This is a genomic window from Pseudomonas sp. NBB, from assembly GCF_032701105.1.
Classification (GTDB): Bacteria; Pseudomonadota; Gammaproteobacteria; order Pseudomonadales; family Pseudomonadaceae; genus Aquipseudomonas; species Aquipseudomonas asiatica.
The window spans coordinates 3745081-3761413 of the sequence record NZ_CP103994.1 but is presented as its reverse complement, the minus strand read 5'-3'; the positions used below and the strand labels follow the sequence as shown (position 1 = coordinate 3761413).

Genomic DNA, 16333 nt, shown 5'->3' with positions numbered 1-16333 from the left:
GTCATCCCATGATGATGGCAGGTGAGTATGGAGAAGATGAGCGAGAGCAAACCGTCCGATGACGCATCGTTATTCCCTAAAGTGCTGTCGAAACTGAGGTTGAGTATTGGCTTCAGGACGAGTTGGGGCGTTACCTGCTTACGGCCCCAGTGGCAGCCGGTGTAAAGGCGGCATGATCTTCATACAGGCTTGGGTACGGAACGTGAGAACCTTGTTCCAGATGCAAAGGAAAATGACAAATGGCTAAAACCATGAGGAAGAATACCAATGCTGGAATAAGGGGCGGAGCCTCCTGTAGTAGTGATGAAGGCTTTGTAATGAAGCTGGAGCGAAGGGGAGGCGTTATCCTGTCAACGAACGCCGCCAACCTCAGGGGATGAGCGGTGTGAGTTCGAACAAACCTTACAACATAGCGAAGCGCGTGATATGGGAGGCCTATCAGCAGGTCAGAACCAACCGGGGAGCTGCTGGAATCGACGATGAGACCATTGCCGATTTTGAGCGGAACCTGCCGAAGAATCTTTACAAGCTATGGAATCGAATGTCGTCGGGGTCTTATTTCCCGCCGCCGGTCAAGGCTGTTGAGATACCGAAGGCATCGGGGGGTATACGCAGGTTGGGAGTGCCGACGGTCAGCGACCGTATCGCACAAACTGTAGTCAAACTCCTCATCGAGCCAAAGCTGGATGCGCTTTTCCATCCGGACTCATATGGATACCGACCAGGACGTTCAGCCAAACAGGCCATAGCGATCACACGCGAACGCTGCTGGCGATACGACTGGGTGGTGGAGTTTGATATCAAGGCGGCTTTCGATCACATTGATCATGAACTGCTGATGAAAGCGGTGCGAACCCATATCAAAGAGGATTGGATACTGCTGTACATCGAACGATGGCTGGTTGCTCCATTCGAGGCAGCAGATGGCGTTCGCATTCAACGCGAACGTGGCACCCCGCAAGGCGGCGTGATCAGTCCCATGTTGATGAATCTGTTCATGCATTACGCCTTTGACGCATGGATGCAACGAAATAGCCCAAACTGTCCTTTTGCCCGGTATGCCGATGATGCGGTAGTGCATTGTCGTAGCCAGAGGCAAGCAGAACACGTGATGCGTTCAATCGCTTCACGTCTAGCGGTTTGTGGCCTCACGATGCATCCCGAGAAATCGAAAATCGTGTACTGCAAGGACAGCAATCGACGCGCAGGGTATCCGCATGTGAGCTTTACCTTCCTTGGTTTCACTTTTAGACCTAGGAAGGCAATCGGCCAGCAGAACAAGCTTTTCACCAGCTTCCTTCCGGGAGTCAGTGCGCAAGCGTTGAAGCGGATGCGGCGAGCAGTGCGCGAGTGGCGGGTCAGCCGCCAAACTCATGTGACGCTGGCTGCTGTGGCTCGGCTTTACAACCCAGTGATACAAGGTTGGTGGCAGTACTATGGCGCGTTCTATCGGACGGCCATGCTTGGTATCTTTCGACATATCGATAGCGCGCTCAAGCGTTGGGCCGGTCGTAAGTACAAAATACTTCACGGGCGCAAGCGGCGTATATCTAAATGGTTGGACACGGTGCATAAGGCTGCCCCTCGACTGTTTTATCACTGGCAAGTAACCGAGCAACAGGTTGGATAACGGGAGCCGTATGACGCGAGAGTGTCACGTACGGTTCTGCGAGCGGCTACGGGGGCAGTTCCTGTGGCCGACTCACCATTTCGGCATGAAGGCCCACATCGGCGCGGATGCTGAATCGGGTCTGGTGCATCACGTTCATGGCACCGCCGCGAACGTAGCTGACGTGACGGAGGTCGCTCAGCTATTGCATGGCGAAGAGAATGTCGTGTGTGCGGATGCGGGTTACACAGGTGTGGAAAAGCGGCCAGAACACGAGGGACGGCAGGTGATATGGCAGGTCGCTGCCCGCCGCAGCACCTACAAACACTTGAGCAAACGCAGCGTGCTCTACCAAGCCAAGCGCAAGATCGAAAAGGCCAAGGCGCAAGTGCGTGCGAAGGTGGAGCACCCGTTCCGGGTGATCAAACGCCAGTTCGGCTATGTAAAGACTCGTTTTCGCGGCTTGGCCAAGAACACGGCGCAACTGACCACGCTGTTTGCCCTGTCGAATCTGTGGATGGTGCGCCGGCAATTATTGCCTGCTGCGGGAGAGGTGCGCCCGTGAGTCCAGATAACCAAGGCTTTGCCTTGGTTATCCAATAATCGGCGACTGAAAAGCGGGCTTTTCGGCATCCCTAAACCGCACATTTCCGACTGATGAGCAACTTGTTCGGAGTTTCCCTAGGCGGGCAAGGTCTATCACACGTAGGGATATCAACAGGCTGCCCCACCGGAGGTGAAAAATTGGTGAAACCGACAGGAGGGTTATAGAACTTTGACTTCCTCATCCTTAAACCATCCAGCATCGATCACTCGCTGTCGAGCCAGTTCTGGCTCAGCGGTATAAACCACAATGGCGAGGCTTTCCTCGGCACGACTACAGGTGACATAGAGTAAGCGGCGGGTTCGTGCCAAGGAGTCGTCTTTCCCCTCGCGTTGATTTTTGATATCGCTGTCAGACGCAGGTTTAACACCAAGAAGTTTTTCGTAGCTGAACAAGAAGCCACCTGCCTCTTCGTCATTGAGGATCACCATGACCCTAGGGAACTCGAGCCCTTTCACGCCTTGATGGGTGTCGAATGGGGACAATCCATCGGTGTACCCAGCGAACGCCTGCATTTCTGAGAATGGGCGTCCGATCAGAGCTTGGTACGCATGGGTTTCCAGTGCATCTCGATCCGGTGTATCAGGCGGGTCATCTGTAGTGGAACCTAACAGAAGCGCTGCCACAAGGCGGTCAGGGAGGTCGAGTAGGCCTGTTTGAAACAAGACTTGGGCTACATCACTGATCAGCGGATCTTTTTCGACGAACAGTTCACACAGCGCTCGGGTAGCGCCCCCTACTGTCTCAAGCAGGGCAAGCTGGTCAGGTGCCACTTTCATGGATTTAGGATCGAGAAGTGGGGAATGAAGTCGCACAGCTTCCATGAGACTGAAATCGTTAGTCTTGGCAGCTTGTAGAATGGGCATAACCCGTTCGAAGAAGAGTTTCAGGATGGGCAGTGTTCCATCAAGCAATCCGGTTCGAAGGTGTTCTACCTGATAAAGCGGTGTGAACACGCCTTCGAATCCCATTCGGCGTCCTGCCATCTTGTGCTCTAAGATCAGGGTTTTTCTCCCCGTGCGACCCACAGCCCATTGGTCATCACCGGTAATTTCGGCCATGCGCTGGGCGACATCGTCTTCTAGGCCGAAGCCTTGCCCTGGCGTTTGTTGGGTGCAGAACATTCGTACCGTGCCAGACACCGCGCCGGGTTTAGGTGTCTGTTGATGAGTGTCAGCACTCTTGCGGATCACGTTGATTAGCTCAACAACCCGCGTTGGGCAGCGGCGATTTATCCGCTTTTCAGGAACTGCCCAATCCATCGGAATCGCCTCCTCAAGGCGCACCTTCCCGTCGTTATAGATGCGCTGCATCATGTCGCCGAGTAGTCCCAGACAGAATCGCTCAGGAACCAGTGCCTGTGCTTGGAGAAACGCATCCATGAGAGGGCCATAGGTATCCTGGCTCTCGTCAATGAGAAGCACTGGATGAAGGTCGGTCATGACATGTAACAGAGGAGGGCGTGGAATGAACGCCGCCGCCATCTGGATGACTTCGCTGTGGTTAAGTGCCTGCCGGCCTCGATTGTCGCCGGTAGGGCTGTAGGTGAACGTAGTGATCTCGTCCAGCGAGTTGAGCCTGCGGGATTTGCTGTCTCGGGATGCTTCGTTGGCTAGGTAGGTTTTGTTTTTCCCTTTGGCCCTTCCGAGCTTGTCATTTAGCTCGTCAATGTCTGCGGTGAGCTTGACTCTCAGCCAGTCACGAATGTCGTCGTTGAAGCCCTGGATCATCCTCCAGGAGAAAGCGTGGATAGTCGACACAACCACCAAGGGATCGTACTCAAGGCGGCGAGCGATCTCTTCGCACGCGGCATTCGTATAGGTAATGATCGCAATCTGACGCCCTTCAAACGTCAGTCGCTGCCATTCCCTGTCCTTCAGGTTTTTCACCGCCATGACTAGCGAATGGGTTTTCCCAGAGCCGGCACCGGCGTAAAGGAAAAAACTCTTCGGGCGGTCGAGATTGAGGCATTCCTGGATGACCTCATCTGCGTCTGGGATTTCATCCATATTGGCTTCCCGCTGGATGCTCATGGCGTAACCTCGACACTTGATGATGGAATGATTAAGAGTTCCTTGCTCTTTCTCTCAAGCTTGGACTGCAGCCACACCAGGCCTTCATGGATGTAAGCGGGGACGGTCAGTTTGGCGAATTCCGAATCACCCAGCACGTGCAGAGCAAACTCAGCTTTGTCGCCATCCTTGAGCTTGTTGAACAGCTGCGTACCTAGCTCGATAGAGGTGTCAGCCTCGCGCAACGCCTTAGCGAATGATCGCACCAGTCCTCGTCCCGATTTGTTAGCGAAATGCTCTGCATTGCTGAGGACGAGGCTGTCTTCAAAGGTGTTCGGTAGTGCTTCAACGTTCATACCAGTTTTAGGTAGGCGAACGTTGATGGGCGTTTGATAAGCGATCCTGATGGAGAAAAGGTCGTCGATCTGCTGAGCTTTGCTTTCGAAGTCAAGATCGAGCAGCGAGTCGACGTCATGTTTCAGGCCAGTCGCTTGCATCCAATGACGCACCGTTGGATTGTTGGTTGACTGTCCTTTATTTCGTTCTACAGGTTTGCCGACTTGTAGAACGCCGGCATCCAAGTCAGTTATTACAAGGGTGACGATGCCCAGTGCATCAACCAGAGGTCGGAGGCGATGCGCATGGCTACCTCCGATGTCGAGAATGGTGATGTAGCACTGGTTAAGGAAGCGGAAATGCTGCCTCAAAAAATGAGGAAGCATCATGCGCTCAGCCGCTCCTTCTACCAAAATTACGGCATCCGCAAAGAAGAGGTCTGCATGTTGAGCTCGAAGATAGCGTGTGACGAAGTCCCTGGTTTGATTAGGCTTGCCAAACACTGTGCTTAGGTTAGACACGGTCGAAACAGGAATGGGTACCCCAGCCATGCCAGACGGGAGCCTTCGGAAGTACCTTAAGTTCTCGTACTCAATTTCATGGGCTACATGACTTGAGTGCGAGCTCACCACAAGCTGAGTCTTGAGGCTTGGAAATTTACTCAGCAGGGGGTCACTGCACAGCACATGGTAGGCATGCTTCACGAATGCTTGTTGAACTTGAACGTGCAGGTGAGCCTCAGGCTCCTCAATCAACACTAGGTGGATAGGTTCGACACCTGCCGCACTTTGTTCTTCAGGGCTTCTGTACTTTTTCAGCCATTCGTCCCGAAATGCCATCAAACGGAAAATCATTGAGATGAGGTTCTGGTACCCCAGCCCGTTAGATGTTTCAGGAAGCCGCAAGGGCGGAGCGCCAGGCGCTCCTCCCACAGAGTCCAGCTCAAATAGCACTGCAGCTTCGTGGTTCATTCCGTCCGTAGGAGCTAGGCGGGTGGCGACACGGATGCTAGGGTCGGAGTTATTCGGATAACCAAGGCCAGCCACTTCCTGTAGCGCCGGCGCAAAGCTAGTGCTTAAGCGCGTATCAAAAGCAGTCTGCGCAGCTTCAATTGCTCGGAGCGCCTCAAGGTCTGAGACATCAGGGCTGTCACCAGGATCAAGGTGCCTGCTGTAGTAGGCTCGTAATTGCTCCGAGAGCTTCCTACCCGAGCCATGGCCACCTTCCAAGGCACCTTCGTCCGCGCTGTCGCCAAAGCCGCGTTGGGCATTGATCTCGTGGACTCGAATCAGGTCTATTAGGGGGTTGCGGTCGAGTGGCGTTGCCGTGGCCGTAAGCGGCTGTTGGTTAGCTTTCCGAGTCCCTGGATCAGGAGCTCGGAGTTGGCCGGGATCGAGTCGATACCATCGGATCTTGAAGGTTTTACCAATTCGTCTATTCAGGTAGTCATGTAAGCTCTGTGGCCAGAGCGGGAGCGACGGCGGTTCAGTACCTTCTGCTGCCTGTTTTTGGATCTCCTGTTGGAGCTCCCTTACCCGTTCCCGTTCCTTGCGATAATCGGCGAATAGAATTTGCATGTCATCCGGCTCCAGCCGGAATCGCATCCCAACGTGGCCGCCTTTCCAAGCGAAGTTTGGAATCAGATCCCGAATGTGATGAAGCTCGCCCTGAGCGGCTTCGAGCCAGATGTCTAACGTGGGTAGCCAGTCAGCCCAGTCATTAGCGACAGGGATTGGAAAGCTTCCATCAGCTGCCTCCCAGGCTTCACCAATTGCATCAATGGTGGTGAGGTGGCACAGGGTCAAATCCTGCAATCTGAAAATCGATGCCTTAGAGAGAAGGAACTTGCGTAAGGCCAGCATTGCGGACGACTTGCCGCTGTTGTTGGCGCCGACTAGAAGGGTGGTCTCGGCTGCAAGGTCGATTCGTACAGACAGGAGCTTGCGGAAGTTTGCGATTTCCAAATGCTGGATTTGCATGATCTCGTCCCTGATGACTGCTCAGCAACTGAGCGACAGGCTGATAGGTGCAGGAACTCTAGCTGAGCTGGGCCCATGCGCCAACAGTCATGGTGTAATTTTGCCATCATCCCCGCGCGCGATACGGTTTCAGGCAGGCGTGGTAGCGCTTCTACATATCTCACAACCGAAAAGCGTCCCCAAAAAAACTGGATCACCAAGAGCGCCTCAGTGATCGAGTGTAGGAAGGAACCACTTCGGAAATGCTAGGTGCGTATTTCCTGTGCAAATCATTTAGGATGGCAGCTGGGCTACTACCGTCTTAATAACAGGAAGATTTATATGTCCCGCTTAGCAGAATTTCGTCAACTGGAGCAGCAGCTCGCCGCACAGCTCGCTGAGCTTGAAGCACTCAAGGGCAGCTCTGAGTTGCAAAAAGAAATCGAGTTTGAGACCAAGCTACGAGATCTGTTGGCCAAGTACGGCTACAGTCTGCGCGACATTATCAACATCCTTGATCCCCAGGCCAGTCGTCGTGTCTCTACTCCAGCAGCAGTTGAAAAGACGCCTCGTCGCGCGCGTCAGATCAAGCAGTACAAGAACCCGCATAACGGCGAGATCATCGAGACCAAGGGCGGTAATCACAAGTTGCTAAAAGAGTGGAAAGCCCAGTACGGAGCTGACGTAGTGGAAGGCTGGCTCGCCCAGTAACACGTTCTACAGGTTGTTTGCTAAAGCCCCCAGATGGGGGCTTTTTCTTTGGGTGCGCCAGGCATGGCGCGTTGCGCGTCAGCGCAACCCGCTTGAAGGTGCTGGTGCATGACGGCATTGGCGTGTGGTTGGCAGCACGCCGACTGAACCAAGGTAAATTCCACTGGCCGGGCGTTCGTCACGGCGCTCAAGTGGAACTGGACAGCGAGCAAGTTCAGGCACTCATCGTCGGATTACCTTGGCAACGCATGGGTGCCAACAGCACCATCACACGGCTTTAGTACTGACTATTGGCATAACCGCCAATCGCCGCCAGTGTGTTGCTCTGGCATGATTGGCGACATGACTTCTTTACCCGACCTCGACCAACTGACCCCTGCAGAGCTGCGCGCGTTGCTCGAGCAGACGCTGACATTGCAGTCTCAAGTCGAGGCGATGAGTCGCAAGATCCAGAACGACAAGATCGTCATCGAGCAGCTCACTCATGAGATCGCTGTCCTCAAACGTCATAAGTACGCCAAGCGCAGCGAACAGATCAGTCCAGAGCAAGGCCGCTTGCTCGATGATTTGCTCAGCACTGACCTTGAGGCCATCGAAGCTGAGCTGAACGCACTTCATCCCGACCCGGCCCCAAAAGAGCCAGGCCAGAAGCCCAAGCGCGCACCACTGCCTGCACAGCTTCCGCGCACCGTGATTCATCATGAACCCGACAACACCCAATGTGCGTGTGGCTGCGAGCTTCAGCGTATCGGTGAAGATGTCAGCGAAAAGCTCGATTACACGCCGGGCGTGTTCACGGTTGAGCAGCATGTGCGTGGAAAGTGGGCCTGCCGAGCTTGCGAAACCCTGATCCAGGCACCGGTTCCGGCGCAAGTCATCGACAAAGGCATCCCCACCGCAGGCCTGCTGGCCCATGTCATGGTGGCCAAGTTCGCCGACCATCTGCCGTTATACCGGCAGGAAAAGATCTTTGGCCGCGCCGGCCTGGCGATTCCACGCTCGACACTGGCCCGGTGGGTCGGGCAAACCGGCGCGCAGCTTCAACCGCTTGTCGATGCCCTGCGTGAAGCGGTGCTGGCTCAACCAGTCATCCACGCCGATGAAACACCGGTTCAGATGTTGGCACCAGGTGAAAAGAAAACCCATCGAAGTTATGTGTGGGCCTATAGCAGCACTGCTTACGCAGAGCTTAAATCCGTGGTTTACGACTTCAGCCCGAGCCGTGCCGGCGAGCATGCGCGTAACTTCCTCGGCGACTGGCGCGGCAAGTTGGTGTGCGATGACTTTGCCGGCTACAAGGCCAGTTTCGAGCAGGGCATCGTCGAGATTGGCTGCATGGCCCATGCGCGCCGCAAGTTCTTTGACTTGCATGCGGCGAACAAGAGCCAGTTGGCCGAGCAGGCCCTTCTGACAATCGGCGCGCTCTACGAGGTCGAACGACAGGCCAAGGACATGAGCGAAGACGACCGTCGGCGAATACGTCAGCGAGATGCGGTTCCCATCGCTGAAAAACTGCATGACTGGATGCTGACCCAGCGCGAGCTGGTACCCGAAGGCTCGGCCATCGCCAAAGCTCTGGATTACAGCTTGAAACGCTGGGTAGCGCTGACGCGCTACCTGGACGACGGCGCCTTGCCCATCGATAACAACCACGTCGAGAACCAAATACGACCGTGGGCACTTGGGCGTGCCAATTGGTTGTTTGCAGGATCACTGCGCAGTGGCAAGCGGGCGGCGGCGATCATGAGCCTGATTCAGTCGGCGCGCATGAATGGACATGATCCGTATGCCTATCTCAAGGACGTATTGACGCGACTGCCAACACAGCGGGCTAGCGAGATTGAGGCTTTGCTGCCGCATCAGTGGACGCCGGCTTAACGAGCGCAAGGTGTGTTCGCGGGCCGCTTACTGCTGACCAGCGCAATGCCCATTCCTTGGACAGCAGCATCCAGTAGGAGGCTAGGCTCGTTGAAGTTATAGCCTTCGGTCTTTTGCCCCACGTCACTACCTTGCTGCATGTTCCAGTACGTCCAGTCCATCTCCCGTTCACCGTGAAGCGTCTGGCGTTCATCCGGTGAAAGGGCGGCGATTGATGGATGGCATGCCACAAGCAGTTTGTCTTGTGCCAGAGCCGCGTACTCAAAGTCCACCACGCTCACTAGGTCATCGCGAATGCAGACATCTACTGCCTGAGTGGCCATGTCGGGGGCTTCAGCAGTCGTATTGAGCCAGACATCAATTTTTGGATGCAAAGCACGAAATTTGGGAAGCTTTGGCAGTAACCAATACTTAGCGAATGCTGCCGTAGTGTTGATGATTAGCTGATTTGGCTTGCGATACTGATCCAGTCTATTTATTCCCAGGGCAATTTGTTGCAAGAGTCCTTGGGTGCTGTTGAGCAAATCAGTAGGCCATTGAGACTTATGGTCAGCGCAACCGCGATTTACGCTCGGTTGTTGATCGATATATGACGAAGTAGATGACGGCTGTACAAGACGCCCTGCACCAAAGCGTTTTCCACCCCGTTGTCCCTGCACGTCTTCTCGGCACCGGTGCCACCCCTCGGGCGAGTGGCGCCGTCTGCAACCTCATAGAGTCTGTTAAGGAAAGGCGGACAAAATCCTATTTTAGGAAGGAAATGTGCTTAAAGTACGTCAAATTCTGCTTTTTTGCGTCTAAAGCTCGCCTTTGGTGCCCCAAGATGCTGATCTGTTACAAATTGGATCCGGTGCTTGAAATTATCTCATTCGATCAGCGATGATGGCACTTCAATATGTAAGGAGTTACGTAATGTCGTCTGCAGCAGTCAAAATCGAAGAATCGACCCCTTCGGCAATTCGCCGCCGCCTGTCCAAAGGGCAAAGCACCAACCCGGCCATTCAGCGTCTGCGCTCGCGTGTGCTGACTGAGTCGGATGTTGGCCAGGTCATCACTAGCTATGACCGTATGCACCACCGCCACAACCGTTCGTGAGTCGCCTGCATGGACGCTGCTAAGTTCTCGTCGTTTCTGGTAAAAGTGGCATCGCGGTGCAACCTCGATTGCGATTACTGCTACGTCTACCATCACGCGGATCAGAGTTGGCGCTCCATGCCCAAATTCCTTTCCGCCGAACATCGCAGGGCATTTGCCCAACAGCTCGCGGAATACGTGATCCAAAGTGATCTGAAGCATTGTGCGGTAATTCTGCATGGTGGAGAGCCGCTGCTGGCAGGCGCTCAAACCCTGGCGGACTTCGCGACGCTTCTTCGTCAGAGTTGCTCGATCCCTGTTGACATCAGTTTGCAAACCAATGGGTTGCTTCTGACTGATGAGGCACTTCAGATTCTTGCAGCGGAGGATATCGGCGTTTCGCTGAGCCTGGACGGGCCAAAATTAGCCAATGACAGGCACCGCTTGACCCGCAAGGGTCGCTCAAGCTTCGAACAGACTGAACAGGCGCTCATTCGTCTACAAAATTACCCCTCTGTTTTCGCGGGTGTCATCGCTGTCGTCGATACCTCGACCAGCGCAGCTGAGCTCTTTCAATACTTCAACCAGTTCAAAATCCCACGACTGGATTTTCTCTTGCCTGACGCACACTGGCTTCGTCCACCTCCTGGGCGTAATCAGGATCCGGGTTTGTATGAGCAGTGGCTGGTGAATGCGTTTGATGTTTGGTTCGATGAGTACCCACACATCCCGCTTCGCACCTTTGAGGCATTGCTTGATGTGTGTGCGGGGCTCCCTTCGGGGACTGATGCATTTGGCTTTGGCGATGTGAGTTTGCTGTCTATCGAAACGGACGGCAGCTATCACGATCTTGATGTCTTGAAAGTTACCCAAGATGGCGCCACTCGATTGGTTGGCACTGTCCTGGATACCCCGATCGCAGAAGTGGCTAAATCGCCGGAGATTGCGCAGCACCGACGCTACTTGCGCAAAGAAGGATTGTCACAGGCGTGTAAGTCGTGTGCGATCGTTGACATCTGCGGTGGCGGCTCACTTCCTCACCGTTTCGGCCAGGACGGATTCGCCAATCCCACGGTGTACTGCAACGAGATGAAGCGGTTGGTAGCCCACATCACCGAGCGCTTAAGCGAGCACCTGAGTGAGGAGTGGCAGGTCGAAGAGCTGACACCACTTCCTGACACGTTCGACCTTGTCCAATTTGAGTTGGCTGAGACGTCCGAGACCCACCTGCGATGGTTGTGTGCTGGTGCCCATGCTGATGCAGTACAAGGTCTGCAGGGGGCGCTGGATCTTTACCCTGACGATCCTCGTACGATTCAACTGCGCTCGTTGGACGATGGGGTATTTGCCCGCAAGGCACAGCAACCGGGCGCTATCGCCTGGGCAGGCGCCGCCATGGCTCAAAGTAGGGGGCATGCTTTGCTGGCTGTAGATGGGCAGGCCATCACTGTAAATGCCGATTACCTGGCCGAGCTGCTTTTGGAAGCTGAGCGGCGCGATTGTGCTGGGTTCGCAGTCGCAGAGGATGATCTTTGGCTAAGGGCGCCATTTGGCACCGCCATCTATTTTGAAGGCGATGAGCTTGCAGCGGCAGGTCGAGCGCTGGTTCAGGAGGCAATGGAGATAGTGAAGGCATGGCGTCCGGCGCTAGCCTCTGAAATGGAGGCAGCCTGCAGTGCTATCCAGTTCATCCGTGATCCCAGTGCAGACCCGCGCAAGATTGTTTCCTTCAGCGACAACTCTGTTCCGGGAGCCTTGTACGTCTCGATTTCGCAAGGGGATCGACTGATCGACCCTTACGACTTGGCGGATTCCTTGATTCACGAGCACCGCCATCAGAAGCTCTATCTCTTGGAGCGATACGCGCCCACGGTTGAGCGCACTACTGCACAGGTCGTCTCTCCATGGCGTGAGGATCTGCGTCCACCATCAGGTCTGCTCCATGCGGTGTTCGTATTCGTGGAGCTCAGGCGCTTCTGGCTTCACGTCCGTGAGCACGGCCCAGTCGAGTTGCATTCGCGGGCTATTAACCAGATCGCTGATACCGACCTGCATCTTTGGCAGGCGTTCGAAACGCTCAAAGAATGCCCGCTGACGGATATAGGGCAACGCTTGGTCGATGTGTTGAGCAGTGCATCCAGAGAAGGGATACAGCCAGATGAGTTCACCGCTAACCGTTCCGTTGTCCAGCCTGTCGGCTGATGTACACGAGAGACATGCGCAGCTTCGAGATTACTTCTGTGACAAGGACGCGTTAGCTACCTGCGTTGATGAACAATGGGTCTTGGCTCTCAACTGGTCGGATGATCCATACCGTTATGTCGATCCTCGGCTTGATGAGGGGTTGGCTTGGTGGGGTGGTGATATCCAGTACCAGGACATGGCCTTGGCCCGTAAGCGCAGAGGGAGGCTGTTGTTAGCGCTCAATGACACGTGGACATTGGAAAGTTGGAGCGAGTGGCTGGCGAGAACGCCACTGCACCAAGGCATCACAGTTCTCCATGTCGATGACCACAAAGATCTGGGGGCGCCTCGTATTTTTAACCGACCGGGTGGTTGGCTTGATCCCATCGTCAAGCAGCCTGTTGACCTGCATGAGCCGCACTCAGTGACCAGTGCAATCATGAGTGGCGCTCTGGGCATGGGGAGCTTCCTCACACCATTTTTGCATCGGTACCCGAACACCGATGTACGCCATCTCTGTCAGGGCCCCAAATGCGTCCGCACCATCGATTCGCAGATCACACTGGAAGAGATGGTCGATACGTTGCTCGACCCATCCGCCTACCGTCCTGCTATCTCACTGACCTCAGATGAGAAGGGGGCTGGGCGAGGGCGGTATCGGTTTACTCCTGACCTTGATGCGTGGCTTGAAGGCCTGTCGGAGGAAAACGCAGCCATCCTCCTTCACGTGGACATGGATTATTTCTGCAACCGGTACGATGGCGACAGTGATCATATCGAGCACCCAGGCCCATTGAATGATTCATTGCCCCAAGTCCTGAAAAGGATCGACGCGCTCACCAGTGCGTTGCACCGGCACGGCTTGGTGGAGCGACTCGCAGACATCGTGATCGCATTTTCTCCTGGATTCTTTCCAGCTGAATTCTGGGCTGAAAGCTGCGATCGACTTCTCGTTGGCTTGGGGGAGCTGCCATGGCGAGAACGGTAAGCACTCCAAGAGCCAAGGCTAATGCGCGTAAAACTCCGAAGCCTCCTGCAGTGAAGGCCAAGTCGAAGCTCGGGCCCGTACCATTCGAGAAGCTGGAGTTCGTTCGTGCCCCGGGAAGCCGTGAGCGTGGAGGTGGCCCAGGAGGCGAGGCTTGGATCATCTCTGCCGAAGGAAAGCGTGCTGGACTTGCCTATATCAATTTGGTCGAAGACGCAGCCCGTGGCCGCCATGCCTCCTTCCATGTCTTCTTGAATCGACCGAGTCAAGGGCGGCAAATTGGCCGCGCTGCCTACCAGCACTGCTGCGTGAATAGCCAATACGATGTCATCTATGCGCATATGCGCAAGTCCAACGTTGCGTCCCGCAAGGCGGCTGAACATGCCGGTTTTGCGGAGGCTACGGTGGCTGGAGATACCCAGCTCGTCCTTGTCTGGCATCGAGATCTTGACCAAGCTGTCAGATCAGCGAGCCCTGAGGTTTCTGTTTCTGCCCCACGCACTGAGAGCCCGTCCGCGCGTGGCTCACAGGCTCAGACTTCAAGCGTAGTCACTGCTTCCAATGAGAAATCGATGAGCTCAATAGACCTGCAATTTGACGAGAAAAGTAACGATGTCCTCATTTGGAACGGCCAGGTTGTCATGTCGCGTACCGAAGAGGAATATTTCAAAGCGCTCTTCTCCAAGCTCGCGCATCTTCAGCCTCGCGCCGTTCTCGAAATCGGCTTCGGTCTGGGCATCTCCGCTGCGTTGATACAGCAGTATCTCAAGCCTGAGCGGCACGACATTTTTGAAATAGAGACCAGCATCTACCAAGATTTGTTGTTGTTCTCACAGCATCATCCGTCGGTGCGACCGTTCTGCGGTGACTGGAATCTATGCCGTATTGAAGGGCGCTATGACTTCATTTTCTTCGACCCGTTTGACTACCACTCGAGCGAGGAGGGCGGTGCTGATGGAGAGCAGGCCCAGCGGGTGTCCAGAGCTCAGAAAATGCGAGCTTTACTGAATCCTGGTGGTGTCCTGTGCCACCCGCATTTCGGAGACGGAGACGTGCCGGAGCTTCCTGGCTTCTCTACCGTTATCGTGGAGCGCATGAAAGTCTCGCCCATTCGAATGGCGGATGAGACGCTGTGCGAGGATGTAGCGATCATCTACCACAGCCCTCAAGTGTGACGCCTCACTGCTCTGCAGTGAGGATGCTGCCACTGCACCCAGCGAACGCGCCAATTCCAACTTGTCATCCGAGATATTGATAGCGATCACCCTGCCGATTGGCCAGGTCTGAACCGCCACTGTAAGGAAGACTTTTGATGTCTCTCTTGCTGTCGCTTGGGCTCGTGCAAAGGGGGAGGCCACGATGAGCTCAGGTGCTTGGGTGAACGACCTCGCTATCGTGATTGCCTGCTCCTGACCTCGCTTGGCCTACGTTGGCAGCGCTCTGGCCGTGCCGAATCAGCCGTACTCGTCTCATCAGCTATCTTCCTTGGTCATGGGGTGCTACCAATACCTTGCTTGCTTACACCTAACGAAACCATGGCGTCGTGTACATCAAGCAGCTGGAGGTGTGGCAGTGGCTAGAGATCTGAGCAAAATGCTTCCTCCTGATCATCCCATGTACACGGATGCGGTTGAAGCTCTGAAGCGGTACCACCAGGCCCAAGCAGATGGTGTCTCCGGCTCAGAGCTTGAGCGTCTGCGCCTGATTGCCGAACATCAGTTCCAGGCGGTAACGGACTATCAGCTGGGTGCGCTCGGTGGGCCCACTCCTAGGAGTCATTAGCGGGAGCGGCCATCGAGGAGGAGAGCGGCAGTTTTATCTCGGTAGGCACGCTAGATTGGGTCAGTAAAGCCAGCTCAACGCTTTTCCTGGCTCGAACCAAGCTCTCTGAGCTCCTTTGCGTGATCATTGGCAATGCGGTCAAGCGTCTCCTGCTTAAGGAATGCGGGCCGCTTGCGACTTCGCTTACAGTCGTAAGCATCAGAGGCCTGCTTATCGTTCCCCTTGCTCGCGTCTATGGTCATTGGTCAGCCCTTGGTTGAACGATTATTGTGCCGACATTTCCCGGCTCCAAGCTGGGTGAGCACAGACCTGAAATTTCGATGGAGTACAAATGTGCTCTTGTCGTCCAATCATACCTCATTGCTTATCCACCCGACCGAAACTCTCGTCTGCAAGCAGCGCGTCAGCGTCCTGGGTAAACATGGACTGTGCCCATCGCTCTCGTTTGATCGCAGAAACCAGAGCAAAGAAGCAAGGCTCGCAGAGGTGAAGCTCATAGGACTCGCCTGCATGTTTTGAGCCTGCTCCCCAGGCGGCGCACAGTAGGCCGTACTCGCCCTCTGGACGACATACTCGACCACAGCGTTTGCAGACGATGCTCTCAACCGAATCCGGGCTGATTTGTTCTGTGGGTATCATAGTGTCCTGGCCTGGCTGTTCCGAGTGCTTACATAAGCGATCACCTGGAGCATGTTGAGGATTCTGGCTGAAGGCAAGCGGAGCGCGCAGACCAGGACGGTCGGAGGCGCGAGGATGGACGCCCGCAGGGCCGAGACGCCGCTATAGCGAGCGGCTCGGTTCACGACAGCCGACCCGCAAGGGCGCGCCCGACACGACGATTTTTGGAGAAACCTATGAGCAGAGACGCGAAGGACACGGTGTACTGCAGCATCCAGATGCCCATCGCCCAAGGCCGTGAGCTCCTAGAGCTGTTTGCAAAGCTGCGAGCCTCAGGTGCTCATCCATCGCTCGAATCGGTCTTCAACGAAGCCCAGGGCGAGCTGGAGATGTCCATTGAGTTCGTTGAACAGATGCTTGCCGGCGAGGGCGGGCTCGGTCGCAAGCCACACTAGGAATTGACGCCATGGCCAGTGATGATGATTCGCTGCATCTCCGTGAAAGCCGCCGGCGGAGGGCATTATGGACACTAGCTCATCTTGCCCCTGGTGATCCAAGAGCACTGTGCGTTCTGAGGGTCTT

The 16333-nt window shown here is 55.2% G+C and carries 12 protein-coding genes and 3 pseudogenes; 11 read left to right on the top strand and 4 right to left on the bottom strand.

The features are described 5' to 3' along the window. The first annotated feature begins 376 nt into the window (after nt 1-376). A pseudogene (gene ltrA / locus NY023_RS17615) lies at nt 377-1644 on the top strand (group II intron reverse transcriptase/maturase). 59 nt (nt 1645-1703) lie between these two features. Beyond that, nucleotides 1704-2174 (top strand): annotated as a pseudogene (locus NY023_RS17610) (IS5-like element IS2000 family transposase); the annotation flags it as partial. Nucleotides 2175-2374: 200 nt separating this feature from the next. Here NY023_RS17610 and NY023_RS17605 read toward each other — a convergent pair. Then, on the bottom strand, nt 2375-4246 hold the full coding sequence (locus NY023_RS17605) for a UvrD-helicase domain-containing protein (protein ID WP_013973235.1): 1872 nt from the start codon (nt 4244-4246) through the stop codon (nt 2375-2377). Next, on the bottom strand, nt 4243-6540 hold the full coding sequence (locus NY023_RS17600; protein ID WP_013973234.1) for an AAA family ATPase: 2298 nt from the start codon (nt 6538-6540) through the stop codon (nt 4243-4245). The genes NY023_RS17605 and NY023_RS17600 overlap by 4 nt, the downstream gene beginning before the upstream one ends. A gap of 321 nt (nt 6541-6861) precedes the next feature. On the opposite strand from NY023_RS17600, the gene NY023_RS17595 reads away from it, so the two are divergent. The 3 genes from NY023_RS17595 (at nt 6862) to tnpC (ending at nt 9108) form a co-directional block, all read left to right on the top strand. Continuing rightward, the gene (locus tag NY023_RS17595) at nt 6862-7230 is read left to right on the top strand and encodes a histone-like nucleoid-structuring protein, MvaT/MvaU family (protein ID WP_013973233.1); all 369 of its coding nucleotides are present in this window, start codon (nt 6862-6864) and stop codon (nt 7228-7230) included. Nucleotides 7231-7301: 71 nt separating this feature from the next. Further along, complete coding sequence (tnpB, locus tag NY023_RS17590) at nt 7302-7511, top strand: IS66 family insertion sequence element accessory protein TnpB (RefSeq protein ID WP_158308194.1); 210 nt, start codon at nt 7302-7304, stop codon at nt 7509-7511. 61 nt (nt 7512-7572) lie between these two features. Next, nucleotides 7573-9108, top strand: a complete 1536-nt coding sequence (gene tnpC / locus NY023_RS17585; RefSeq protein ID WP_044047098.1) for an IS66 family transposase — start codon at nt 7573-7575, stop codon at nt 9106-9108. On the opposite strand, the gene NY023_RS17580 is transcribed toward tnpC, so the two are convergent. Then, nucleotides 9105-9632: a LysR substrate-binding domain-containing protein gene (locus NY023_RS17580; protein ID WP_202916097.1), complete on the bottom strand. Its 528-nt coding sequence runs from the start codon at nt 9630-9632 to the stop codon at nt 9105-9107. The genes tnpC and NY023_RS17580 overlap by 4 nt on opposite strands. A gap of 388 nt (nt 9633-10020) precedes the next feature. On the opposite strand from NY023_RS17580, the gene yhhA reads away from it, so the two are divergent. From yhhA to NY023_RS17560, 4 genes are read left to right on the top strand one after another with little or no spacing between them, the layout of a single operon-like run. Next, nucleotides 10021-10203, top strand: a complete 183-nt coding sequence (gene yhhA, locus NY023_RS17575; RefSeq protein WP_044047097.1) for a YhhA family cyclophane-containing RiPP — start codon at nt 10021-10023, stop codon at nt 10201-10203. Nucleotides 10204-10212: 9 nt separating this feature from the next. Then, nucleotides 10213-12384, top strand: a complete 2172-nt coding sequence (yhhB, locus tag NY023_RS17570; RefSeq protein ID WP_013973229.1) for a cyclophane-forming radical SAM/SPASM peptide maturase YhhB — start codon at nt 10213-10215, stop codon at nt 12382-12384. Then, nucleotides 12341-13354 (top strand): hypothetical protein, encoded by a 1014-nt coding sequence (locus tag NY023_RS17565; protein ID WP_013973228.1) that lies wholly within the window; start codon nt 12341-12343, stop codon nt 13352-13354. Before yhhB ends, NY023_RS17565 begins: the two co-directional genes overlap by 44 nt. After that, a complete protein-coding gene (locus NY023_RS17560) occupies nt 13339-14526 on the top strand; it encodes a hypothetical protein (protein ID WP_013973227.1) in 1188 nt (395 codons plus the stop codon). Before NY023_RS17565 ends, NY023_RS17560 begins: the two co-directional genes overlap by 16 nt. 96 nt (nt 14527-14622) lie before the next feature. Here NY023_RS17560 and NY023_RS17555 read toward each other — a convergent pair. Continuing rightward, a pseudogene (locus tag NY023_RS17555) lies at nt 14623-14824 on the bottom strand (phosphoglycerate mutase family protein); the annotation flags it as partial. A gap of 120 nt (nt 14825-14944) precedes the next feature. On the opposite strand from NY023_RS17555, the gene NY023_RS17550 reads away from it, so the two are divergent. Continuing rightward, the gene (locus tag NY023_RS17550; protein ID WP_049798450.1) at nt 14945-15133 is read left to right on the top strand and encodes a hypothetical protein; all 189 of its coding nucleotides are present in this window, start codon (nt 14945-14947) and stop codon (nt 15131-15133) included. A gap of 854 nt (nt 15134-15987) precedes the next feature. Next, complete coding sequence (locus NY023_RS17545) at nt 15988-16206, top strand: hypothetical protein (protein WP_044047095.1); 219 nt, start codon at nt 15988-15990, stop codon at nt 16204-16206. Nucleotides 16207-16333 lie beyond the last annotated feature (127 nt).